Origin of the sequence: Deinococcus aerolatus (assembly GCF_014647055.1) — a bacterium.
Lineage (GTDB): Bacteria > Deinococcota > Deinococci > Deinococcales > Deinococcaceae > Deinococcus > Deinococcus aerolatus.
This window is the reverse complement of record NZ_BMOL01000007.1, coordinates 164,876-187,413: the sequence shown is the minus strand read 5'-3', so window position 1 is coordinate 187,413 and position 22,538 is coordinate 164,876. Positions and strand designations below refer to the sequence as shown.

Genomic DNA, 22,538 nt, shown 5'->3' with positions numbered 1-22,538 from the left:
TGCCCCTTCATACGGATTCCGTCTGCTTCGTTAACAAACCGGGAGGGCGCCGGTTTGCCAACTCCACTCCCGGAACCCGTTCTCCTCGTTCTCGCTTCGCTCGGATTTTCATCGTTTTGCAAACGATTCAATCGGAGCCCGTATCACCCACCGTTCAAAGCCGCGAGTCCCCTCGACGCCGTTTCGCGCAGGCTGAAGCTCAGGTGGGGGGTCAACTCGGTCTCACTGGGGTTGATCTCAATCACCGTTCCGCCGCGCCCCAGGGTTTCAAAGGCCAGTCCCGCCGCCGGGTACACCACGCCGCTGGTGCCGATGATCAGGGCCACGTCGGCCGCGGCAAAGGCGTCTGAGGCGGCCTCCAGGGCGTCTTCGGGCAGGAATTCGCCGAACCAGACGATGTTGGGGCGCATCCGGCCGCTGCACCGTGAACAGACGGGTGGGGGCGTGAAGCCCTCTGGGGCGGGCAGGGCCTCCACCTGTCCGCAGACCTCGCAGCGGGCAGTGATGAGGTTGCCGTGCAATTCCACCAGCTGTCCTCCCAATGTTCCGCTGCCGGCGCGGGCGTGCAGGCCGTCGACGTTCTGCGTCGCCAGGAAAAAGCCGTCTCCCTTCTCGCGTTCCAGCCGCGCCAGCCGGTCATGCCCAGCGTTGGGCGTTGCCGCCATCACGTCGCGGTAGCGGCCCGCGTACCACTCCCAGACCAGCGCCGGATCGCGGTGATACGCGTCGGGGCTGGCCAGGTCCTCGGGCCGGAAGCGTGCCCACAGCCCCTGCTGCGCGTCGCGGAAGGTGGGAATGCCGCTCTCGGCGCTGATGCCTGCGCCGGTCAGGACGGCCACGCGGCGGGCAGCGGCCAGGGCGTCTCGGGCCTGGGACAGGTTCATGGGAGAAGTTTAGCGGGCGGGCTGCGGCCCCCCTGCGGCGCTGCCGCTCAGCGACAGGTTTCGCGCAGGTAGCCGCCCATGGTTGCGCCCGCCAGATTCAGATCCTTCTTGATGGCGTTGACGCCCAGCTGGGCCATCAGCGTGCAGTTCAGGCTCGCGCCACTGCGGTATTCCACGTTCAGGGCGAGCTTGCCGCGACGGGTGTATTCGGCCAGCGGGCCGCACTCGCCGAACTGCTGACATTCTTCATTGAGGATGCCGTCGAACTTGTCCACCATCATCTTGCCGGTGCGGTCCCTGAGCAGAATCTTGTCCGGACCATTCTTCTGGAAGACCGCCAGACCATGCAGATGGGCCTGATCGGCAATCCAGCCGTTGAAGTCAATCTGCTGCTGGGTGGTGATGCGGCCACCGCGGACGTTCTCGTCGTTTTGCAGGTTGTCCGGTTCCAGCGCGTCAAACCCCTTGTCACGGCACATTTTCATGCGGTCAGTCAGGATTCCTGCCAGCACAGAGTTGGGCCTGAAGACGTCGGTGACGTCCAGGAAGTATTCCGCAGGCCAGTCGGGGTCCTGCTGAATCTTGAGATAACTGGGGTAGCGGCCCGAATCGGGGCGGCCCGGCTCGTAGCTGCCTGCATCGATGTAGCACACGGTATACAGGCCCTGCTTCTTGAGTTCAGCGACCTTGGCGGCCGACGCGGTGAAGCCGTCGATGTCGATCAGCTTGACGTCGGACGCCACCCTGATCGCGCTGTCCGAAGAGGCGCCGATCTGCCAGTCCCAGTCCACCTTGCCTGTCGAGGGCAGGTTGATGCCGCCGGACTTGCCGTCCGGGCCGGCGGGTGCCGTGACCTGTCCTGGCGAACCGGCAGCCGGAGATGTGGCGACGGTGGGGCTGGGGGCCGGGACGGGAGTGGGGGAGACGTTGTGCCCACAGGCGGTCAGGGCAGCCGTCAGGGCCAGCACTGCGGAAAATGTGTTTCGCATGGGACTCCCTGGCTGCGCCACCGACGCTGCTGGCCGCAAGAGGGCGGTTTTGAAAGAGTTTGAAAGAGAGGGCGGCCCGCACGGCAGAGTCTTCAGGGGTGCCGTGCCACAGCGCCGAATCTACCGGGCACGTTCTGACAGGACCCGTACCCCAGAAGGGGAGGCCCCACATAAAGGTTGCGGCCGGCGTCCGGGACGTCCAAACTCCCGCTGGAGACCTCGGCGCAGGGGGTCTGATCTGCCACAGGGCGCGCAGGGGGATGCCGTCTCCCACGCGGCAGCCAACGCCGCTGGATTGGTGGGAAGGGCGGCAGCGTGGGTCCTGCGCTCCTGCTAGCCTGCCGCCATGGGGTTTTTCGCTTGAGGCTGGTGGTGGGCGTGTCGGGCGGCAGCGGCATCCCTTACGCGCGGGACGTGCTGCGGGTGCTGAGTGACCTGGGGGTGGAAACCCATCTGGTGGTCAGCAGCGGCGCGAAACGGGTGATGAGCGCCGAGGGCGGGCCGCAACTGGCCGATCTGACCGGGCACGCGGCCCACGTTCACGACGACCGCGATCTGGCCGCCAGCGTCGCGAGCGGCTCCTACCGCACCGACGGCATGCTGGTCATTCCGTGCAGCGCGGGCACCCTGGCCAAGATTGCCCACGGTTTTGCCGACAACCTGCTGTCGCGGGCCGCGCACGTGACCCTCAAGGAACGCCGCCCGCTGGTGCTGGTGCTGCGCGAGGACCCGCTGCCCCGGCCCACGCTGCAGAACATGCTGGCGGCCCACGACGCGGGGGCCACCGTCATGACCGCCAGCCCCGGCTTCTACCACGCGCCCGGGGACGTGGAGGAACTGCTGCATTTCGTGACCGCCCGCGTGCTGGACCAGTTTGGCCTGGACACCCCCGGTTTCAAACGCTGGCGCGAGGACGGGTCCTGAGCGGGAGGGGAGGGTGACGGGCGCGTGTCTGCTGTCCGGCACCACGGCGGCGCTGATTCCCGCCGCCGGCAGCGGGACCCGCCTGGGCCTGGGCCATAAGGCGTTCGTGACGGTGGGCGACCTGTCCCTGCTGGCCCGCAGCGTCGCGGCGCTGGCCCCGTATGTGGACGAGGTGCTGGTGGCGTTGCCGGGCGGCATGGAACTTCCCCCCGGCATCAATGCCCGCGCCATTGTTGGCGGCGAGACCCGCCAGGACAGCGTGCGCCGCCTGCTGCATGCGACGGTGGCCGACACCGTGCTGATTCACGACGCGGCCCGGCCCTTCCTGCCTGCCAACATCACCCTCGCGCTGCTGGAGGCCGTGGCGGAGACAGGGGCGGCGACGGTGGCGCTGCCGGTGGCCGATACGCTGGTTCACTCCGGGGGCGGCGGCCTGTGGGGTGCGTCGGTGTCCCGCGAGGGACTGTGGGCGGTGCAGACGCCGCAGGGCTTTCGCCGCGAATTGCTGCTGCGGGCGCACGCGCAGGCCGCCGCCGACGGACACGCCGCCACCGACGACGCCGGACTGATCGCGCGCCAGGGCGGGCAGGTGCAGCTGGTGCGCGGCGACGCCCGCCTGTTCAAGGTGACCACCCCCGGCGATCTGGCGCTGGCACAGGCGCTGGCCCCGGTGTGGGACGCACAGCCGGGTGGGTTCGCAGGCTGAGGACTTCACGGAGCGTGGCCCTGCCTGGGTCCTGTCCCCGCGTCATGTGGAATGCTGGAGGGCGTGAGCCTCCGTTCCCCCGCCCTGTCCCACAAGACCTATCTGGCCCCGGCCAAGGTCAACTTTGGCCTGAGCGTGCGCGATCTGCGGGCCGACGGCTACCACGAGCTGCACACCCTGATGGTGCCGCTCTCGGTGGGGGACGAGCTGGAGATTGGCCTGGCCGACACCCTGACGCTGAAGGTGCAGGCGGTGGACGGGATGGGTGCGGACCTGCCCGCCGATGAGCGCAATCTGGTCTACCGCGCCGCCCGCGCCTATCTGGACGCGGCGGGCGTGCAGGGCGGCGCGGCCATCACCCTGCACAAGCGGCTGCCGCTGGCCTCCGGTCTGGGCGGTGGCAGCAGCGACGCGGCCACCACTCTGATGGCCCTGGCGCGGCTGTACCCGTCTCAGGTGTCGTTGCCTGAGCTGGCGCTGGGCCTGGGGGCGGACGTGCCGTTTTTCCTGCTGGGTCAGGCCGCCGTCGCGGAGGGCATCGGTGAACTGCTGGTGTCCGTGCCGGTGCCCCGCACCGCCCTGGTGCTGGTCAATCCAGGCGTGGAGGTCAGCGCCCGCGACGCCTACGCCTGGCTGGACGATGAGGAAGCCTTTACCCCCGCCTTGGACGTGGGCGCGATTCTGGCCGCGCTGGGCGGCGAGCAGGCGGTGCCGTACCACAATGCCCTGCAGGACGGCGTCAGCGCCCGCCACGCCCCCATCCGCGAAGTTCTGACGGTGCTGGCTGCGGCAGGCCTGCGCTCCCCCCTGATGAGCGGTTCGGGCAGCACCTGCTTTGGCGTGGCGTCCAGCGACGGGCAGGCCTACGACGCTGCGCGGGCCATCGCCCTGGCGCATCCGGACTGGTGGGTTCAGGCGGCCCAGACGCTGTAGTCGGCCTGCGGGGAACGGCCACCCTCGCGTTCTGGCCCCGCTGCCGGTATACACGGGTCCAACACAAACCCCTCTCCCAGCTGGGAGAGGGGAAGGCCGTGGGGGCTTACCGTCCCGGCTCGATGACCACCTTGCCGGTCGTCTTGCGGTCCAGGATGTCCTGGAAGGCGCGGGGGCTGTCGGCCAGGGCGTAGGTCGGCCCCACCTGCGGCGTGACCTGCCCGCTGGCCACGAGTGGCGTGAGCGCCTGGGCGGCGGCCACCGTCGCCGCGCGGTCATTCATCAGGCTGGTCAGCCACAGGCCTGTGACCGTCAGGTTGCGCTTCATCAGTTCCACCGGGCGCAGGTGGGCGTCCTCGCGGCTGGCGTTGCCGATCACGATGATCCGGCCCTGTCCGGCGGCCATGTCCAGACTTTCCTGAAAACGCGGGCCGCCCACCACTTCCAGAATCAGCGGCACGCCCTTGCCGCCTGCCGCGTCACGCACCTTCTGTACGCGGTCCGGGTCATCCTGCAACAGGGTCACGTCCGCGCCCAGATCGCGGGCCAACTGCAGCTTTTCCTCGGTACTCGCCATGGCAATCACGTTCATGCCCATCGCCTTGGCAAGCTGCACACTGGCTGTGCCCAGGGCGCCCGCCGCCGCCTGCACCAGCACCCATTCGCCGGGCTGGCCGCGCCCCAGGGTTTTGAGGCCGTGGTAGGCCGTGAAGTACGACACCGGGAAGGCGGCGGCCTGCGCCCCCGTGAAGTTCTCCGGCACCGGAATCACCGCCGCCGCCCTAGCCACCGCGTATTTCGCCAAGGCGCCGGTGCCGCCCAGGCAGGCCACGCGCTGGCCCACCCTGACGTTGCTCACGCCCTCGCCCAGCGACTCCACGATGCCGGCGAACTCCATGCCCGGCGTGTACGGCACGCGCGTGCGGGTCAGGTACTGCCCGGCCACTGCCAGCACGTCGGCGAAATTGATGCCCACGGCCTCCACCTGGATGCGGATCTCGCCCTCGCCCGGCTGCGGCACGGGAATCTCCCTGACCTCCATCACGTTGGGGGGACCGAGGCGTTCCACCACGATGGCCTTCATCAGTTCGCTCATAGGCGGAAGCATACCCGACTGTCCCCCACAAAGTGAACGCGCACGTCAACTATGAACGTCCACGTATTTGACCCTGGGCGGGCAACATGGAAGCATACGGGCCTCAGCACGGCGCACAACTCAAGGAGGCTCCACCATGACCAAAGAGCAACCCGCAATGGTTCAACAGTCCCGCGACGGTGAAATTCTGATTCTCACCATCAACAACCCGCCCGTCAACGCCTTTTCCCCCGGCGTGCCGGAGGGCCTGAAAGCCGGACTGGACGTGGCCGCTGCCGACGACGGCGTGAAGGCCGTGGTCATCATCGGCGGCGGGCGCACCTTCGTGGCCGGGGCCGACATCAAGACCTTCGGCCGCCCGCGCGAGGAAGCCCCCGACCTGCGCGGCACCATTGAGAAGCTGGACGGCTTTGGCAAGCCCACCGTGGCCGCCATCCACGGCACGGCGCTGGGCGGCGGACTGGAACTGGCGATGGGCTGCACCTACCGCGTGGCGGTGGGGGAAGCGCAGGTGGGTCTCCCCGAAGTCAAGCTGGGCGTGCTGCCGGGCGCAGGTGGCACACAGCGCCTGCCCCGTGTGGTGGGCGCGCAGAAGGCATTGGAGATGATGCTGTCGGGCAACCCGATCAAGGCCACTGAGGCGCAGAAGCTGGGCCTGATCGACGAGATCGTGGACGGCGATCTGCTGGCCGGAGCGGTGGCCTTTGCCCGCAGCCACGCCGACGTCCGCCCATTGCCGCGCATCAGCGAGAAAGAGGTGGAAGGTGGCAGCCCCGAAGTCTTCGCTGCCGCTCGCGAAGGCATTAAGAAGTCGCACCGGGGCCAGCTCTCGCCCTCGCTGATCATCGATCTGGCGGAAATGGCGGCGAATCAACCGTTCAAGGAAGGCTGGGACGCTGAGGCAGGTAAGTTCCTGGAGGCCATGAACAGCCCGCAGTCGCGCGGCCTGCGCCACATCTTCTTCGCCGAGCGCGAGGCGGGCAAGATCCCGGGCATCACCAAGGAGACACCCACCACCGAGATCAAATCGGCGGGCATCATCGGCGCGGGCACGATGGGCGGCGGCATCGCCATGAACTTCCTGAACGCCGGGATTCCCGTGACCATCGTGGAAACCCAGCAGGAGGCGCTGGACCGTGGCCTGGGCGTGATCCGCAAGAACTACGAGAACACCGCCAAAAAGGGCCGCATCAGCATGGAGGACGTGGAAAAACGCATGTCCATGCTGACGCCCACGCTGGACATGGGTGATCTGAAGGACGCCGACATCATCATCGAAGCGGTCTTCGAGAACATGGACGTGAAGAAGGACATCTTCACCAAACTGGACGGGATTGCCAAGCCGGGCGCGATTCTGGCGAGCAATACCTCCACGCTGGACGTGAACGAGATTGCCAGCGTTACCAAACGCCCCGAAAGCGTGATCGGCCTGCATTTCTTCAGCCCGGCCAACGTGATGAAGCTGCTGGAAATCGTGCGGGCCGACAAGACCAGCGACAGCGTGCTGGCCACCAGCATGGCGCTGGCGAAGAAGATCAAGAAGGTGGGCGTGGTGGTGGGCGTCTGTGACGGCTTCGTGGGCAACCGCATGGTTCACCGCTACGGCGACGAGGCCCGCAAGATGGTGGAAGAGGGCGCGAACGTGCAGGACGTGGATGCCGCCATGAACGCGCTGGGCCTGCCGATGGGGCCGTTCCAGATGAGCGATATGGCGGGCCTGGACATCGGCTACGCCATCCGCCAGCACCAGGCCAAGGAGCGCGGCGAGCCGAAGCCCGACGGCTGGCTGGACCGCATCGTGGAGCGCGGGCGCAAGGGCCAGAAAACGGCGGCAGGCATCTACGACTACGGCGAGGACCGCAAGCCGAGGCCCAACGCCGAGATGACCCAGCTGATCGCCGATTACCGCAGTGAAAAGGGCATCACGCCGCGCGAGATCACTCAGGACGAGGCCACCAAGCGCCTGACCTACAGCTTGGTCAACGAGGGCGCGAAGATTCTGGAGGAGGGCATCGCGCAGCGTGCCGGGGACATTGACGTGATCTACATCTACGGCTACGGCTTCCCCGCCTACCGGGGCGGTCCCATGCAGTACGCCGACGAGCAGGGCCTGAAAAACGTGGTGGCCGACCTGAAACAGTACGGTCAGACGCCCGCGCCCCTGCTTCAGAAGCTGGCCGATGAGGGGGGCACGTTTGCTGGCTGGGACAAGAAAAGTTAAATCGCGCTCGGCGGCGTTGTTTCAGTTCCTCAGCCTTGCAAGCAGTTGCCGCGAAAAAATACCCACCCTTGACCCGTCCCTGAGATGCCAGGTTTGTCTCCTCACCCCAACTCAATCCAAGGAGTTTCACCATGCCCGAAGCAGTCATCGTTTCCACCGCCCGCACCCCCATCGGCAAGGCCTACCGGGGCTACCTCAACGACACGCACGGCTCTGATCTGGGCGCGCACGCCGTCACGCACGCCGTCCAGCGGGCCGGGATCGACCCCGCCGAGATTGAAGACGTGATCATGGGCGCGGGCAACCCCGAGGGCGCAACCGGCAGCAACATCGCCCGCCAGATCGCCCTGCGCGCCGGATTCCCTGTCAGCGTGGCGGGCGTGACCGTCAACCGCTTCTGCTCCAGCGGCCTGAATACCATCGCGCTGGCGGCCAACCACGTCATGGCCGGACAGGGCGAGATCTTCGTGGCAGGCGGCCTGGAAAGCATCAGCCTGACCCAGAACGAACACGCCAACAAGTACCGGCTGCGCGGCGAGTGGCTGATGGAGCACAAGCCCGCCATCTACATGTCCATGCTGGAAACGGCGGAAGTCGTGGCCAAGCGCTACGGCATCTCGCGCGAGCAGCAGGACGAGTACGCCCTGAAAAGCCAGCAGCGCACGGCGGCGGCCCAGGAAGCCGGAAAGTTTGACCACGAAATCGTGCCCATGACCGCCACCATGAAGGTGCAGGACAAGGCAACGGGCGAGATCTCCGAGCAGGAAGTGACCCGCAAGCTGGACGAGGGTAACCGCCCCGACACGACGCTGGAGGGCTTGCAGAAGCTCAAGCCCGTCTTTGAGGGCGGCGTGATCACGGCGGGCAACGCCTCGCAGCTGTCGGACGGCGCGGCGGCGGTGGTGGTCATGGACGCCGACATGGCCCGCGAGCGCGGCCTGCAACCGCTGGGGCTGTTCAAGGGCTTCGCCGTGGCCGGATGCGAACCCGAGGAAATGGGCATTGGCCCGATCTACGCGGTGCCCAAGCTCCTGAAGCGCCACGGCCTGAGTGTGGACGACATCGACCTGTGGGAGCTGAACGAGGCCTTCGCGGTGCAGGCGCTGTACTGCCGCGACAAGCTGGGCATCGACCCGGAGAAGTACAACGTCAACGGCGGCAGCATCTCTATCGGCCATCCCTACGGCATGAGCGGCGCCCGCCTGACCGGCCACGTTCTGCTGGAAGGCAAGCGCCGGGGTGCCAAGCATGTCGTGGTGACCATGTGTGTGGGTGGGGGCATGGGCGCGGCGGGGCTGTTCGAGGTCCTGTAACCATCTGAGCGTTGCCGGGCTGTGGGGGGGGTCCCTTCACAGCCCGTTGCCGTTTTACCGTTTCTGCTCTCCCTTCTGGAGGTTCCAACGTGCCCCTTGATCCCGCCCTGAAAGAAGTCCTGTTGCAATTTGCCGCCGCGCCGCAGGCCAGTGGTCTGGAGGAGATGCGGCAGGCCGTGCTCGCCAATTCGGCCCGCACGCCCAAACGTGCGTTTGCTGGCATTTCCACCCGTGACCTGACCCTGCCCGGCCCCGCGTCGGCGCTGCCCGCCCGGCTGTACACGCCGCAGGGCGCGGCCCCGGCGCAGGGCTGGCCGCTGACCGTGTTCTTCCACGGCGGTGGCTTCGTGGCCTACAGCGTCGAGACGCACGATCAGGTGTGCCGCGAGCTGTGCGCGGGTGCGGAAAGTGCCGTGCTGAGCGTGGAATACCGCCTGGCCCCCGAAAACAAGTTCCCGGCTCCTGTGGACGATGCCTACGCCGCTTTCACCTGGGCTGCCGCGAACGCTGGCCCACTGGGCGTCAATCCGGCCCGGCTGGCGCTGGCGGGCGACAGCGCGGGCGCGAGCCTGTGCATCGCCGTGACCCAGCGTGCCCGCGACGAGCATGGTCCGGCCATTGCCGCGCAACTGCTGATCTATCCCGCCGCGGATTTCGTGAACACGGAGCGCTACCCCTCGCGCCGGGAGAATGCGGTGGGCTACTTCCTGACTGAGGAGCGCATGAAATTCTTCGGTCAGATGTACCTCGCGGAGGCCGAACACGGCGCACACCCGCACGTTTCCCCCCTACACGCCGCCGATCTTCAGCGTCTGCCGCCTGCGCTGGTGCTGACGGCTGAATTTGATCCGCTGCGCGACGAGGGCATCGCCTACGCCGAGGCGCTGCGGGCGGCGGGCAACCGCGCCGAACATCAGCCAGGCCCCGGCATGATTCACGGTTTTGCCAACATGACCGGGGTGTCCCCAGCGGCAGCAGCCCTGATAGACCGGGCGGCGGCGTGGTTGGGCCGCGAACTGACGCAGGCCGGGTAGTTCCGGCGGCAGAGCGGGCCAGCCCTTCCTCCAGCGCGGGGTGGGCTGGCCCGCTCGTTTCCAGTGGTTGCAGAGGCATTGGCCCCGTGCCCCCACCTCTACAATGCCCGCATGACCGATGCCTCTTCCCGCAAGCCCGCTGAAATCAGCCGTGACGCTCTGGTGCGCTGGCTGGGCGACTACCTTAAAATCGACGCCTACCCCGATCCCAGCATGAACGGCCTTCAGATCGAGGGCACTGGAACCATCACCCGTGTCGCGGCCAGCGTGGACACCAGCGCCAAGACGCTTCAGCACGCGGCAGATAGCGGCGCGGACCTTCTGCTGGTGCATCACGGGCTGTTCTGGGGCGATCCGCTGGCCGTCACCGGGCCGCACCGCACCCGCCTGCAAACGGCGCTGGCGGCGGACCTCAATCTGTACGCCGCCCACATTCCGCTGGACGCCCACCCGGAGATCGGCAACAACGCCATGATCGCGGGGGCGCTGTCGCTGGAAAACCGCGTACCTTTCGGTGACTGGGCGGGCCACAAGATCGGTCTGGCCGGGGAGTTGCCCTTCGAGCAGACCTTGCAGGACTTCGCCGACCGCGTGCAGAAACTGACCGGCGAGATCTGCCTCGTTCACGGCGGGGGCCAGCCCACCGTCAAACGTCTGGGCATCGTCAGCGGCGGCGGCGCAGGCGCGGTGGCCGAGGCGGCGGCAATGGGCCTGGACACCCTGTTGACCGGCGAGCCGGAACACAAGCACTTCCACGACTCTTTCGAATACGGCGTAAACGTGGTGTTCGCCGGACACTACGAAACCGAGGTCTTTGGCGTTCGCGCTCTGGCCGCGAAGATCGAAGAGGAGTTCGGGCTGCCCTGGCAGTTTCTGCACCACCCAACGGGCCTGTAAGCCGTGCTTTCGCAGCCCCCGGCCCGCCCTGGTTCCAGCCTCTTCGTCTCCTTCGAGGGACCGGAGGGCGCGGGCAAGAGCACCCAGATCGGCCGACTGCTGCGGCGGCTGGAGTCGGCCGGCCGGCCCCACACCGTCACCCGCGAGCCGGGCGGCACGCCGCTGGGCACGCGCGTCCGGGAGGTGCTGCTCGATCCTGACCTGACCATCGACCCGCTGCCCGAATTCCTGCTGTACAGCGCCAGCCGCGCGCAACTCGTCGCCAACGTCATCCGGCCTGCGCTGGGCCGGGGAGAGGTGGTGGTCTGCGATCGCTACGCCGATTCCAGTCTGGCGTATCAGGGCGCCGGGCGCGGCCTGGACGCCGAACTGCTGCGTGGCATCACGGCAGCGGCGACAGGCGGGCTGTGGCCCCACCTGACGGTGCTGCTGGACCTCGACCCGAAACTGGGCCTGGAACGGGCGGCGCGGCGTGGCCAGCCAGACCGACTGGAGCGTGCGGATCTGGCCTTCCATCAGCGCCTGCGGCAGGGCTTTCTGGAGCTGGCAGCGGCAGAGCCGGGCCGTTTCATGGTTCTGGACGCCACCCGGAACGAGGCTGAGCTGGAACACGCAGTCTGGGCAGCAGTCCAATCACTCCTTCCGGACGTGGACCGCTGAGCCTTATCGGCGCGGCTGGGCGCGTCCGTTGGTCAGGCCCACGCCAGGTACCTTGACCTCAAAAACGGTGCCCCAGCGTTTGCCGGTCAGCAGCAGCGTGCCGCGCTCTGGCACGTAGGCGATGCCGTTGGGAATGTCGTCGAAGGTCAGCGGCCTGCCCAGTTTGGCCGCGTTGGTGCTGGCCTCGCGGGTCAGGGCCGCCACGTCGATCCAGGCGGTGACCTTGCCGCTCTGCGGGTCGATGCGGGCAATCCGGTCGGTCAGCCAGATATTGGCGTAGATGCTGCCCTGCACGTATTCCAGCTCGTTGAGATTCTTGACCGGTTGCCCGCCGTCGGTGACGGTCACGCGGCGCGTGGCGGCGAAGGTTTTGGGATCGCGCCAGACCAGCGTGGGGGTGCCGTTGCTCATGATCAGGTCGCGGCCATTGGTGGTCAGGCCCCAGCCCTCGCCGCTGTAGCGGTAACGCCCCACCTCTTTCATGGTGGCCATGTCAAAGGCGAAGGCCAGTCCGTCCTGCCACGTCAGGTGGTACGCCAGGCCGCCCAGCACCGTGACCCCCTCGCCGAAGGCAGTCACCAGTGGCGTTGCCACCTTGCCCAGCACCTTGCCGGTCTTCAGGTCCACCCGCCGCACGCCGGACTCACCCACCAGTCCGGTGCTCTCGATGTAGGTGCCGTCGCCGAGGTACTGGAAGCCCTCTGTAAAGGCGGCGCGGTCATGCGGGTAACGGTTGACGACGGTGGGAGTCAGGATAGGCGGTGTGGCTGGCGCGGCGGCCGGAGCAGGGGTGGGCGAGGGGGCGGGAGGCGTGGACTGGGACAGGCCGGTATTCAGGGACACGAGGCCAAGCAGGGAAAGCAGGAAGACGGCGCGCACACAGTCATGGTAGGCAAGTCGAGCGTCAGGTATCTGACATTTGCCCCAAGATTCTTGATGCTGTTGACGGCGGGCTAGACAACTGGGGAACTGGACAGCAAACGGGCCGCACTGCCGCTCACCAGTTCGTCCGGGTCACTCAGCAGGGCGCGGACCCGGTCCAGTTCGCCCCAGCGGGCCAGGGCCCAGGCCGCCGCCTCACGCACTTCGGGGGCGGGGTCTGATATGCCGGCCAGCAGCAGCGGCCAGCCCTCGGGCGCGCGGGTGTTGCCCAGCACCGTCAGCGCGTTGCGGGCCATCCCCTTGCGGCGCGGGCGCAGAAACGCCGTGCCCACAAAACGCCGATTGAATTCCCTTTCCCCGATGCCGAAAAAGGCCCCCAAATCGGGGTTCGCCAGTTCCGGCTGTGGCCGCAGCAATTCAGCCAGCGGCCCGGCCCTGTGGGACCACGGGCAAACCTCACTGCACACGTCGCAGCCGAACAGCCACTCGCCTATTCCCTCCCGGAATTCGGATGGAATGGCGCCGCGGTGTTCGATGGTCAGGTACGAGATGCAGCGCCGGGCGTCGATGGCGCGGTCACCACCAATCGCGTTCGTCGGGCAGGCGGCCACGCAGCGGAAGCACCGGCCGCAGCGGTCCGGGTGGGCCTCGCCCGTGCCTCCAAATGGCAGGTCCGTCAGCAGCACGGCCAGCGTCACGAACGCGCCCAGATGCGTGCTGACCAGCATCCCCGACTTGCCCCGCCAGCCCAGGAACGCGCCCGAGGCAAACAGGCGTTCCATCACTGGGCCGTGGTCCACGTAGCCGCGCGCCCGGACGCCCAGCGCGGCGGCCTCGGTTTCCAGGCGGGTCAGAAGGGGCTGCAACTGATCGTGGTAGTCCGGTGTCCAGGCGTAGCGGGCGACACGCCCCACCCGGACGCCGTCCGGGGGTCTGGGCGGGTCCTCGAAGGCGTGCGACACGCCCAGCACCAGCACGCTGCCCACGCCTTCCAGCCGAGAGGACGGATCGGCCCGTGCCGGAAGCTGCCGTTCCAGGTAGGCCATCCCTGCGTGACGTCCAGCGTCCAGCCAGCGGGCGTATTCCTCCACCGCCCCGGCAGGCACCTGTGCCGCCGCCCAGCCCACTGCGTCTGCGCCCAGACTCTGGGCCAGGTCGGCAAGCAGTTCTGCAGGGGCACTCATGCGGGCCAGTATGCCGCGCCGCCGGGTGTGAGAAAGGAGTGTGGTGACCGGGGCCAGCGCTCAGCGCCGCCTGCGCCCCGCGCCGCCCAGCCGACGTTCGGCCTGGCCCAGCAGAAAGTCGAGGGCGCGGTCCCGCTTGCGCGCCTTGAGGTACTTGCCGCGTTTGACCTTCCGGCTGCGGCGTAGCAGGCCGATCACCTGCAGGGCCATCGGCGCGTAGACCAGCAGTTTGCTCAGGGTAGAGGCGGAACGTCTGGGGTTGCCCTTGACCGTGCGGGTGCGTGGAAGTTTCATGCCCCCATTACGCCATTGTTGCCGCTGGAGTTGCTGAGCGTGGGTTCAGGATGCGGGCGGTCAGTCCCTCCGCTCACCGTTGCCCAATACCGCGCTGCGCTAGCCTGCGGGATGTGACTCTGCTGCCTGCTCCTGCCCCGCAATCCTGGCTGGTGGTGGTCAATTTGCCTGTGCCAGCGCAGGATTTCAGCGCGCCGCACGGCTGGACGGCAGAGGTGCCCACCGGGTGCCGTGTGCTGGTGCCCTGGCGAGGCGAGCTGGTGGTGGGGCTGGTGGTGGGCCAGACCGGGCCGCGTGGGGCTTACCGGCTGCGCGAGGCGGTGCATGTGCTGGACACCCCGGCGTGTCCCTGGGTGCGGCCGAAAACGGTGGTGGGCGTGTGTGCCTGGGCGCATGACGCCCGCATTCCCGCCGGGCTGATCTGGGGCGACCTGCTGGGGGTGGGCTGGACGGTGGACTTCATCCACAGCGTCCGTGCGGTGGAGGAGGCCGACCTGACGGCCTTTGCCCGCAAGACCCCCACGGCGCTGTGGACGGACGCGGGGGCGTTTCACCCGGCCCTGCTGGACGCCGTGCGGGAGCAGGGGCTGTTGGAAGAACGCTTCGAGGTGCGACCCCGCACCAGGGGGGTGGTCCGCGCCCGCGAACTGGCCGACGTCCCCGCCGTCGCCCGCGCCGTGACGGTACTGCGGGCCGTGAGGCCTGCCCCGGCTCCCCTGACCCCCCGGCAGACCCACGCCCACGCCTGGCTGGGCGAGCACGGCCCACAGGATTCATTGAGCGGCTGGGCAAAAGCAGCGGGAGTCAGTACGGGCGTCGTGACCGGGGTGCTGAATGCGGGAGGCGCGCAGTACGTCCAGGAGGCCGCCCCACCGCCTCCCGCCTGGGCATGGTTACGGGAGGCGGGACCGCAGGACACCCTGAGTGCCTGGGCCAACGGCGCAAGCACAGATGGCACGCCCCTGACCCCCACCGTCGCCGGAACGCTACTGGCCCGCGGCTGGGCCGACACCGTGCAGGTGCTTGCGCCGCCGCCCGCGCTGCCCGAGACGGTTCCCGCCGACGCCAATACGGCCCTCCCGGACCGCCTGCCCGAGGCCCCGCTGTGGCGGCTGCACGGCGGGCGGGCGGCCTCACGCTTCCGCACCCTTGCGCCGCGTGTGCTGCGGCTGCTGGGGCAGGGCCGCAGCGTGCTGGTCCTTGCCCCCGATCACGCCACCCTGCGCCGCGCCTGGGAGGGCCTGTCCGGGCTGGCCGCACACGCTGGAACGCGCGCCGCGCAACTCAGCGGGCAACTGAATGAAACCCAGCGCGCCCACACCTGGGAACTGGTCCGCAGCGGCGCGGCGCGCCTGGTGATCGGCAGCGCCCACGCCCTGGCCGCGCCGCTGCAAGACCTCGCCCTGATCGTGGTGCTGGAGGAAGGCAGCGACGCCCACAAGCTCCTTTCCGGTTCGCGGGCCTTTGTGCCCGACATTGCCGCGCGGGTGGCCGCCGCCCATGACATCCCTTTGGGCGCTCTGGGGGCCACCCCCGCCGCCGAGAGCGTGCCGTGGCCCGGCGCGGTGCTGCCGCCCCCGCGTGCCCGCGTGCATGTCGTGGATTATGCCACGCCCCCGGAGCAGGTCACCCTGGGTCCCCTGAGCGGCGCCCACCTGGGCATCGGGGATATGGGCTACCCGATCAGCCATGATCTGGCCCGGCTGCTGCGGCAGGTGCAGGAGCGCGGGCGGCAGGCCGTTCTGCTGGCCCCCCGGCGCGGGTATTCGGCGCTGCTGCGCTGTCCGGGCTGTGAACACACCCCGCAGTGCCGCAACTGCGACGTGCCGCTGCGCTTTCATCAGGCCACCCGCCAGATGACCTGCCACCAGTGCGGCTACCACGAGGCCATGCCGGACCGCTGCGACAACTGCGGCGAGCAGATGTGGAAGGCGCGCGGCCCCGGCACCGAGTGGATCGCGCAGGAGGTGGGCCGGCTGCTGCCGGGAATGCCGGTCTACCGCATGGACCGCGACCAGCAGGATTCCCTTGCCCGGCTGCAGGCCGGGGACGCGGGGGTGCTGGTGGGCACGCAGCTGCTGCTGTCGCACGACGCGCCGCCGAATCTGGCGCTGGTGGCGGTCACGCTGGCCGACACCTGGCTGAACGTCTCGGACTTCCGCGCCTCCGAGCGCTACCACCGGCTGCTGCGGCAACTGGTCGAATGGCACCCGGCCCGCGCTCCGCTGCTGGTGGTGCAGACCTTCCAGGCCGATCACCCTGCCCTGAGGGTGCTGGCCGAGGGCCGCGACACCCTGGCCTACCCGGCGGCCGAGGAACGCGCCCGCAAGGAGCTGGGCTACCCCCCCCACGCCCGGCTGGCCCAGGTGGAAATCACCGCCCGCGAGGCCAGCCGGGCGCAGCTGGCCGCCCAGGAACTGGCCGAGGCGTTGCACGGTGCGGGGGCCACCGCCCAGGAAGTGCTGGGTCCCGCGCCCAGTCCGGTGGCCCGCTTGCGCGGCGTGTACCCGTACCACCTGTTCCTGCGCGCCCGCAACGACGCCCGGCTGGCCGAGTTGCTCAAGGTGCTGGACACCCGGACGTGGAAGGCGCGGGTGCGGGTGGACGTGAACCCACGCGGTGGGCTGTAGGCACCGGAGAAGCAGAAAAAACCCCCTCCAGACAGGAGAGGGTCATCCTTGAACCGCCGGAAGCCTAGACTTCCAGCTCTTTCTTGCTGATGAAGGGCATCATGTCGCGCAGTTCCTTGCCCACAGTTTCCAGCTTGTGGTCGCGCATCTTGCTGCGCTGCTCGTTCATGTAGGGGAACCCGCTCTCGGCGTCGTCGATGAAACGCTGGGCGAACTTGCCGGTCTGGATGTCGCTCAACACGTCCTTCATGGTGGCCTTGGTGTCGTCCGTGATGATGCGCGGCCCGGTCACGTAGTCGCCAAACTCGGCGGTGTTGGAGATGCTGTGACGCATGCCCTCGAAGCCCTTCTCGTAGATCAGGTCGACGATCAGCTTGACCTCGTGCAGGGTCTCAAAGTACGCGATTTCCGGCTGGTACCCGGCGTCCACCAGTGTCTCGAAGCCCGCCTGGATCAGGTGCGTCACGCCGCCGCACAGCACGCTCTGCTCGCCGAACAGGTCGGTCTCGGTTTCTTCCTTGAAGGTGGTTTCCAGCACGCCCGCGCGGGTGCAGCCGATGCCGCGTGCGTAGGCCAGCGCAATGTAGCGTGCGTTGCCGGTGGCGTCCTGCCCCACGGCGAAGATGCCGGGCATGCCCGCGCCATCGGCATAAACACGGCGCAGCATGTGGCCAGGTCCCTTGGGAGCCACCAGGAACACGTCCACGCCCGCCGGCGGCTTGATGCGCCCGAAGTGAACGTTGAAGCCGTGGCCGAAGGCCAGCGCCTTGCCGTCGGTCAGGTGCGGCTCGATGCTCTCGGTGTAGGTCTTGGGCTGGTTCTCGTCGGGGATGAGGAGCATCACCACGTCAGCTTCCTTGGTGGCGTCCTCGATGCTGGCGACGCGCAGTCCGGCCTGCTCGGCCTTGGCCCGGCTGCTGCTGCCGTCGCGCAGGCCCACCACGACATTAAAGCCGCTGTCCCGCAGGTTCTGCGCGTGCGCGTGCGCCTGCGAACCGTAGCCGATGATGGCGATCAGTTTGTTCTCGATGGGGGCGGTGTCCACGTCTCGGTCGTAATACATTTTTGCAGCCATTGGGGGATTCTCCTACAGGTGAGGGGTTGGGGGGGAATGTGGGCTAGGGGAGGAAGACAGTTCCCCTCAGCTTTGGCTCAGGGCAAGTCAGCTGCACAGGGGGGCTGACTTGAGAGGCACCCCTCCAGCATGCCGGTCAATTCAAGCGCCATTTAGAACAGATTCGGAACTCCACGCGCCCGTTCCTCACGCGCTTCCACACCCTCGACCACGGGGCGCAGTGTCTGCGTCTCGCCCTCATGGTAGATGTGGCTGGCGATCTCCGCGTTGCTGCCGCGCGTCAGGGCAATGCGGCCCGTCCGCATGGTCTCCAGGATGCCGAAGGGGCGCATCTGCTCGATAAAGGCGGTCAGTTTGCCCTCGTCGCCCGTGACTTCAAAGGTTAAGGCGTGGCGACCCACATCCACAATCCGGCTGCGGAAGTCCTCGGCGATCTGGCGCACCTCCACGCGGCTCTCGGGCGTGATGGCCACCTTGACCAGCACCAGCTCGCGGTCCACATACTTTTCCAGGCTGTGGTCGATGATCTTCATCACGTCGTGCAGCTTCTCCAGCTGGCGGATGGCCTGTTCCACCACGCCCCGGTCGCCGTGGACCACGATGGTCATGCGCGAGACGCCGGGGTGCTCGGTGTTGCCCACGCTCAGGCTCTTGATGTTGTAGCCGCGCCGCCCGAACAGCGCCGTGATGCGGGTCAACACGCGCGGTTCGTCGCGCACCAGGATGGACAGCAGTTGATCGTAGGGGACGGGATCGGTCATGCGTCGTTCACCTCGTTCATGGGGGCGTCGGCCAGTTGGGCTTTCAGTTCGACGGCCCGCCCGGGATCGGATTCGATCATCTCGTACAGCGCGGCCCCCGCAGGCACCATCGGGAAGACACCGTGTTCGTGCGGCACCACCACTTCCAGCAGGGCGGATTTGGGGTCGGCCAGCCACGCGTCAATCGCGGCGGGCAGTTCCTCGGCGCTGGACGCGCGGTAGCCCGGCACGTCGTAGGCGTCGGCCAGTTTCAGGAAGTCGGGGTTGCTGTCGCCCAGCCACACTTCCGAGTAGCGCTTGCCGTGGAACATCTCCTGCCACTGCCGCACCATGCCCAGGTACGAATTGTTGATGATGCAGATCTTGACGTTGCGGATGTCGTACATCTTCAGCGTCGCCAGTTCCTGCGCCGTCATCTGGAAGCCGCCGTCGCCCGCGATGACCACGCTGCGGACGCCGGGTTCAGCCATGCCCGCGCCGATGGCCGCCGGGAAGCCAAAGCCCATGGTGCCCAGCCCGCCAGAGTTGAGCCAGCGCCGGGGCCTCTCAAAGCGCGCAAGCTGCGCGGCCAGCATCTGGTGCTGCCCCACGTCGCTGCTCAGGATGTCATCGGGGGTCAGGCGGTCCACCACGGCCTTGACCGCGTAGCCTGCGCCCCAGTGTTCTGGCGTCTCGTTGCGGCCCTTCCATTCGGTGATCTGCGCGGTCCATTCGGGCCAGACGCCCTTCACGGCTCCCTCGGTCAGCCTGGCGGCGGCTACTTTCGCGTCCCCGCGCACCGGGACATGGGTGCGGATGATCTTGCCGATCTCGGCGGCGTCCAGCTCGATGTGGATGATGGCGGCGTTGGGCGCGAAGCCGTTGACCCGCCCGGTCACGCGGTCGTCGAAGCGCAGACCGATGCCCAGCAGCACGTCGGCCTCGCTGATGGCGCGGTTGGCGGCCACGCTGCCGTGCATGCCCGGCATGCCCAGCCACAGCGGATCGCTGGCGGGAAAGGCCCCCAGGCCCATCAGCGTGGTGATCACCGGGATGTCCCAGGCGCGGGCCAGCGCGGTGATCTCGGCCGACGCGTCCAGTGAACCGCCCCCGGCCATGATCACAGGCTTTTTGGCCGTCCTGAGCAGCTCCAGCGCCCGCCCAATGGACTCGTCGGTCGGGGCGGGAATCTCCGGGCGGGCGTGCGGCGTGGGAATCTCGCCTGCGTAGGCGGCCATCTGCACGTCCTTGGGAATGTCCACCAGCACCGGGCCGGGCCTGCCGGTGCGGGCAATGCGGATGGCCTCGGCGATGATGCGGGGCAGTTCCTCCACGTCGCGCACCACGTAGTTGTGCTTGGTCACGGGCAGGGTGATGCCGGTGATGTCAGCCTCCTGAAAGGCGTCGGTGCCCATCAGGTGGCGGGCCACGTTGCCGGTGATCGCCAGCAGCGGCACGCTGTCCATCATGGCGTCGGCCAGTCCGGTGACGAGGTTGGTGGCGCCGGGGCCGCTCGTGGCCATGCACACGCCGATCTCGCCCGTCGCCTTGGCCCAGCCCTCGGCGGCGTGGATCGCGCCCTGCTCGTGCCGTGCCAGCACATGCCGCACTTCCGGGTAATAGGTTAACGCGTCGTACACCGGCATGATTGCGCCGCCGGGATAGCCGAACACGGTGGAAATGCCGTGGTTGGCCAGCGTGGCCCACAGCGCCTTGGCGCCGGTCATCTCGCCCCTGTTTAAATCAACGCTGTTCAGGTCTTGCCCACCCAGTTCCTGTCCGTCTGCTCTACCCATAAAGCCTCCTAAAAAAAATCCCCCGCCTCGGCTGGGGCGGGGGTGTGCGGCATGGCGCGTTGCTCAGCCTCGGAAACCCCCGATGCTGAGAATTACGACCACGAGGTTCGCACTCATGCCGTACAGCTTACGGGTTTGGGGAGGGGGAAAGGCAAGAGGGCTAGATAAGGGAAATACAGGTCCAGGCCAATCGACTGTCGAACGCCGGACTTCTCGGCGGTGCAGTAGAACGCCCCCGCCATCAGGCAGGGGCGCTCTTTTATTTTTATTCCTTACCGCTCAGCGGTTGTTCACAAACTCGCGGTCGGCGAAGTCCTCGCGGCGGGGCTGGCTGTTGCCGCCTTCGTTACGGTCACGGCTCCAGCGGCCCTGGCCTCCGCCCTGTCCGCCGCCACGGTTGCCTCCGCCCTGGCCCTGGTAGCCTCCGCCGCCCTGGTTGCTGCGTCCGGCGTAGCCGCCGCCCTGGCCACGGTAGCCGCCCTCATCGCGCTGGCCGCGTCCACGGCCGCCACCCTGGTAACCGCCGTCACGGCGCTCACGGGTGGGCTGCTCGAACAGTTCAGGCAGTTCCTTGGCCACTTCGATCTGGATGTCGCCTTCCAGGGGATTGGCGGCCATCAGCTTGGCCAGGAACTCGCTGGGAATGTCGGCCACGGTTCCGCCGCGCCACTGGCGTACCTTGCCCAGACGGCGGGTGTCCACGTCGCCGTTGCGGGCCAGCAGGGCCACGGTGCGGGCCACGCTCAGGCGCTCGCCGTGGATCAGGATGGTGGTCAGGCCTTCCTCTCCGCTCAGCAGGCTGGCGGCCTTGGCGGGCTCGGTCACGCCGCTGATCTTGGCCAGGGCGCGGGCCAGGGCGTCCAGACCCAGTTCGTTGAACAGCATCTCGGCCTGTTCCTGGAAGCTGGCGGCCACGGTGGGGTCCACCTTGCGGATCATGTCGGCTCCGGCGCGGGCGCTGGCAGCGGCCACTTCGGCGGGGGTGGGAATGGTGCGCTCGATGAACCGCACGCCGGTCACGCGCTCCAGGCCGGACATCTCGCGGTTCTCGCGGTCGCCGTACATGATGATGGCGGTGCCGGTGCGGCCGGCGCGGCCCGTGCGGCCCGAACGGTGGATGTAGCTGTCAGGGTCCTGGGGCAGGTGGTACTGGACCACCAGATCGACTTCTGGGATGTCCAGGCCTCGGGCAGCCACGTCGGTCGCCACCAGCACGCTGGCGCGGCCGCTGCGGAACGAGCCCAGGGCACGCTCCCGCTGGCTCTGCGCCAGGTCGCCGTGCAGCGCCTCGGCTTCCAGGCCACGGTGAATCAGCTCGTTGGCCAGTTCATCGGCTTCACGCTTGGTGCGGGTGAAGACAATCGCCTTTTCCGGGTTGTAGACGGTCAGCAGGTCGGCCAGCACGCGGGTGCGGCTGCGGCCCACGCGTACCTTAAGGTGCTCGACGGTCTGCGCGGCCTGGTTCTTGCCGGAACCCACCATGTCCACCAGCACGGGATCGGTCATGTACTTCTGACTCAGGCGGCGGACTTCGGGGCTGATGGTCGCGCTGAACAGCATGGTCTGGCGGTCAGCAGGAGCGTTCTGCAAAATGGTCTCGATCGCCTCGGCAAAGCCCACGCTCAGCATCTCGTCGGCCTCGTCCAGCACGGCAAACTGAATGCCGGTCAGGTCGATGTTGCCGCGCTCCAGGTGGTCGATCAGGCGACCAGGAGTGCCGACGATCACGTCGACGCCGCGGCGCAGCGCGTTTTCCTGCGGGGCGTAGGCCGCGCCGCCGTAGACGGTCACGGTGGTCAGGTCCACGCCGGTCTTGGAGAATTCCTCGGCCACCTGCTTGGCCAGCTCACGGGTGGGGGTGATCACGATGGCGCGGGGCAGGCGGCCACGCTCACGGCTGCCTTCCAGCTTGCTGATGATCGGCAGGGCGAAGGCCAGGGTCTTGCCGGTGCCGGTGCGGGCGCGGCCAATCAGGTCGCGGCCTTCCAGGGTCTGGGGCAGGCTGCCTTCCTGGATGGGGCTGGCTTCGGTGATTCCACGTTCGGCGAGACGCGCCGCGAGTTCGGGCGCAATCAGTTGGTCAAAGTTCATTTGTAGTCCTTTCGGGAAAGCACGTTGCCCCAGTGACCACCAAATGCCTTTGTCCCAACGAGCGCGTGGCTCCGAACAGCATATCCGTGGATATTGAAAATGGGGGTACCTTCCGGCTGCCAGGCCCTTCCTGGTCAGCGCACGAAGAAAAAGAATACAGGAAATGCGGAAGGAGTGCAAGGGGGACTG

19 protein-coding genes are annotated in these 22,538 nt (G+C 67.9%); 9 read left to right on the top strand and 10 right to left on the bottom strand.

What is annotated here, in order from left to right:
- Nucleotides 1-143: 143 nt before the first annotated feature.
- Nucleotides 144-884: an SIR2 family NAD-dependent protein deacylase gene (locus IEY31_RS09580; RefSeq protein WP_188971316.1), complete on the bottom strand. Its 741-nt coding sequence runs from the start codon at nt 882-884 to the stop codon at nt 144-146.
- A gap of 47 nt (nt 885-931) precedes the next feature.
- Complete coding sequence (locus IEY31_RS09575; protein WP_188971314.1) at nt 932-1,873, bottom strand: endo alpha-1,4 polygalactosaminidase; 942 nt, start codon at nt 1,871-1,873, stop codon at nt 932-934.
- Nucleotides 1,874-2,233: 360 nt separating this feature from the next.
- Here IEY31_RS09575 and IEY31_RS09570 point away from each other — a divergent pair, with 360 nt between their 5' ends.
- Genes IEY31_RS09570 through IEY31_RS09560 form a run of 3 tightly spaced genes read left to right on the top strand, consistent with a single transcriptional unit; the run spans nt 2,234 to nt 4,436 of the window.
- On the top strand, nt 2,234-2,797 hold the full coding sequence (locus tag IEY31_RS09570; protein WP_188971312.1) for a UbiX family flavin prenyltransferase: 564 nt from the start codon (nt 2,234-2,236) through the stop codon (nt 2,795-2,797).
- Nucleotides 2,798-2,810: 13 nt separating this feature from the next.
- A complete protein-coding gene (gene ispD, locus IEY31_RS09565; RefSeq protein WP_188971310.1) occupies nt 2,811-3,503 on the top strand; it encodes a 2-C-methyl-D-erythritol 4-phosphate cytidylyltransferase in 693 nt (230 codons plus the stop codon).
- Nucleotides 3,504-3,554: 51 nt separating this feature from the next.
- Nucleotides 3,555-4,436, top strand: coding sequence for a 4-(cytidine 5'-diphospho)-2-C-methyl-D-erythritol kinase (locus tag IEY31_RS09560; protein ID WP_188971308.1), 882 nt, complete (start codon nt 3,555-3,557; stop codon nt 4,434-4,436).
- Nucleotides 4,437-4,542: 106 nt separating this feature from the next.
- Here IEY31_RS09560 and IEY31_RS09555 read toward each other — a convergent pair whose 3' ends face one another.
- Complete coding sequence (locus tag IEY31_RS09555; RefSeq protein WP_188971306.1) at nt 4,543-5,532, bottom strand: NADPH:quinone oxidoreductase family protein; 990 nt, start codon at nt 5,530-5,532, stop codon at nt 4,543-4,545.
- Nucleotides 5,533-5,668: 136 nt separating this feature from the next.
- Here IEY31_RS09555 and IEY31_RS09550 point away from each other — a divergent pair, with 136 nt between their 5' ends.
- The 5 genes from IEY31_RS09550 (at nt 5,669) to tmk (ending at nt 11,657) form a co-directional block, all read left to right on the top strand.
- Complete coding sequence (locus IEY31_RS09550) at nt 5,669-7,753, top strand: 3-hydroxyacyl-CoA dehydrogenase NAD-binding domain-containing protein (RefSeq protein ID WP_188971304.1); 2,085 nt, start codon at nt 5,669-5,671, stop codon at nt 7,751-7,753.
- Between the two features lie 131 nt (nt 7,754-7,884).
- Nucleotides 7,885-9,066, top strand: coding sequence for an acetyl-CoA C-acyltransferase (locus IEY31_RS09545; protein WP_188971302.1), 1,182 nt, complete (start codon nt 7,885-7,887; stop codon nt 9,064-9,066).
- An 89-nt stretch (nt 9,067-9,155) separates the two neighbouring features.
- Nucleotides 9,156-10,100: an alpha/beta hydrolase gene (locus IEY31_RS09540; RefSeq protein WP_188971299.1), complete on the top strand. Its 945-nt coding sequence runs from the start codon at nt 9,156-9,158 to the stop codon at nt 10,098-10,100.
- A 111-nt stretch (nt 10,101-10,211) separates the two neighbouring features.
- Entirely contained in the window at nt 10,212-10,997 is a 786-nt protein-coding gene (locus IEY31_RS09535) for a Nif3-like dinuclear metal center hexameric protein (RefSeq protein ID WP_188971297.1), read from the top strand.
- Nucleotides 10,998-11,000: 3 nt separating this feature from the next.
- A complete protein-coding gene (tmk, locus tag IEY31_RS09530; RefSeq protein ID WP_188971295.1) occupies nt 11,001-11,657 on the top strand; it encodes a dTMP kinase in 657 nt (218 codons plus the stop codon).
- A 3-nt stretch (nt 11,658-11,660) separates the two neighbouring features.
- Here the strand turns inward: tmk and IEY31_RS09525 are convergent, their stop codons facing one another.
- The 3 genes from IEY31_RS09525 to IEY31_RS09515 form a co-directional block, all read right to left on the bottom strand.
- Complete coding sequence (locus IEY31_RS09525; RefSeq protein WP_373289144.1) at nt 11,661-12,482, bottom strand: glutaminyl-peptide cyclotransferase; 822 nt, start codon at nt 12,480-12,482, stop codon at nt 11,661-11,663.
- Between the two features lie 128 nt (nt 12,483-12,610).
- On the bottom strand, nt 12,611-13,723 hold the full coding sequence (gene queG, locus IEY31_RS09520) for a tRNA epoxyqueuosine(34) reductase QueG (protein WP_188971293.1): 1,113 nt from the start codon (nt 13,721-13,723) through the stop codon (nt 12,611-12,613).
- Between the two features lie 60 nt (nt 13,724-13,783).
- Nucleotides 13,784-14,017: a hypothetical protein gene (locus IEY31_RS09515; protein ID WP_188971291.1), complete on the bottom strand. Its 234-nt coding sequence runs from the start codon at nt 14,015-14,017 to the stop codon at nt 13,784-13,786.
- Nucleotides 14,018-14,130: 113 nt separating this feature from the next.
- Here IEY31_RS09515 and priA point away from each other — a divergent pair, with 113 nt between their 5' ends.
- Nucleotides 14,131-16,647 carry a replication restart helicase PriA gene (gene priA / locus IEY31_RS09510; protein WP_373289142.1) on the top strand — a complete coding sequence of 839 codons (2,517 nt, stop codon included), beginning with the start codon at nt 14,131-14,133 and terminating at the stop codon, nt 16,645-16,647.
- A 64-nt stretch (nt 16,648-16,711) separates the two neighbouring features.
- On the opposite strand, the gene ilvC is transcribed toward priA, so the two are convergent.
- The 4 genes from ilvC to IEY31_RS09490 form a co-directional block, all read right to left on the bottom strand.
- The gene (ilvC, locus tag IEY31_RS09505) at nt 16,712-17,722 is read right to left on the bottom strand and encodes a ketol-acid reductoisomerase (protein WP_188971287.1); all 1,011 of its coding nucleotides are present in this window, start codon (nt 17,720-17,722) and stop codon (nt 16,712-16,714) included.
- 152 nt (nt 17,723-17,874) lie between these two features.
- Entirely contained in the window at nt 17,875-18,483 is a 609-nt protein-coding gene (gene ilvN, locus IEY31_RS09500; protein WP_188971285.1) for an acetolactate synthase small subunit, read from the bottom strand.
- Nucleotides 18,480-20,189 (bottom strand): biosynthetic-type acetolactate synthase large subunit, encoded by a 1,710-nt coding sequence (gene ilvB / locus IEY31_RS09495; protein ID WP_188971361.1) that lies wholly within the window; start codon nt 20,187-20,189, stop codon nt 18,480-18,482. The genes ilvN and ilvB overlap by 4 nt, the downstream gene beginning before the upstream one ends.
- A 348-nt stretch (nt 20,190-20,537) precedes the next feature.
- Nucleotides 20,538-22,349 carry a DEAD/DEAH box helicase gene (locus IEY31_RS09490; RefSeq protein WP_188971277.1) on the bottom strand — a complete coding sequence of 604 codons (1,812 nt, stop codon included), beginning with the start codon at nt 22,347-22,349 and terminating at the stop codon, nt 20,538-20,540.
- Between the last annotated feature and the right edge of the window lie 189 nt (nt 22,350-22,538).

Coding starts and splice junctions, on each gene's coding strand:
- IEY31_RS09580 (WP_188971316.1), bottom strand. CDS start 884: ATGAACCTGTCCCAGGCCCGAGACGCCCTGGCCGCTGCCCGCCGCGTG.
- IEY31_RS09575 (WP_188971314.1), bottom strand. CDS start 1,873: ATGCGAAACACATTTTCCGCAGTGCTGGCCCTGACGGCTGCCCTGACC.
- IEY31_RS09560 (WP_188971308.1), top strand. CDS start 3,555: ATGCTGGAGGGCGTGAGCCTCCGTTCCCCCGCCCTGTCCCACAAGACC.
- IEY31_RS09555 (WP_188971306.1), bottom strand. CDS start 5,532: ATGAGCGAACTGATGAAGGCCATCGTGGTGGAACGCCTCGGTCCCCCC.
- IEY31_RS09550 (WP_188971304.1), top strand. CDS start 5,669: ATGACCAAAGAGCAACCCGCAATGGTTCAACAGTCCCGCGACGGTGAA.
- IEY31_RS09545 (WP_188971302.1), top strand. CDS start 7,885: ATGCCCGAAGCAGTCATCGTTTCCACCGCCCGCACCCCCATCGGCAAG.
- IEY31_RS09535 (WP_188971297.1), top strand. CDS start 10,212: ATGACCGATGCCTCTTCCCGCAAGCCCGCTGAAATCAGCCGTGACGCT.
- queG (WP_188971293.1), bottom strand. CDS start 13,723: ATGAGTGCCCCTGCAGAACTGCTTGCCGACCTGGCCCAGAGTCTGGGC.
- IEY31_RS09515 (WP_188971291.1), bottom strand. CDS start 14,017: ATGAAACTTCCACGCACCCGCACGGTCAAGGGCAACCCCAGACGTTCC.
- ilvC (WP_188971287.1), bottom strand. CDS start 17,722: ATGGCTGCAAAAATGTATTACGACCGAGACGTGGACACCGCCCCCATC.
- ilvN (WP_188971285.1), bottom strand. CDS start 18,483: ATGACCGATCCCGTCCCCTACGATCAACTGCTGTCCATCCTGGTGCGC.
- ilvB (WP_188971361.1), bottom strand. CDS start 20,189: ATGACCGGCGCCAAGGCGCTGTGGGCCACGCTGGCCAACCACGGCATT.
- IEY31_RS09490 (WP_188971277.1), bottom strand. CDS start 22,349: ATGAACTTTGACCAACTGATTGCGCCCGAACTCGCGGCGCGTCTCGCC.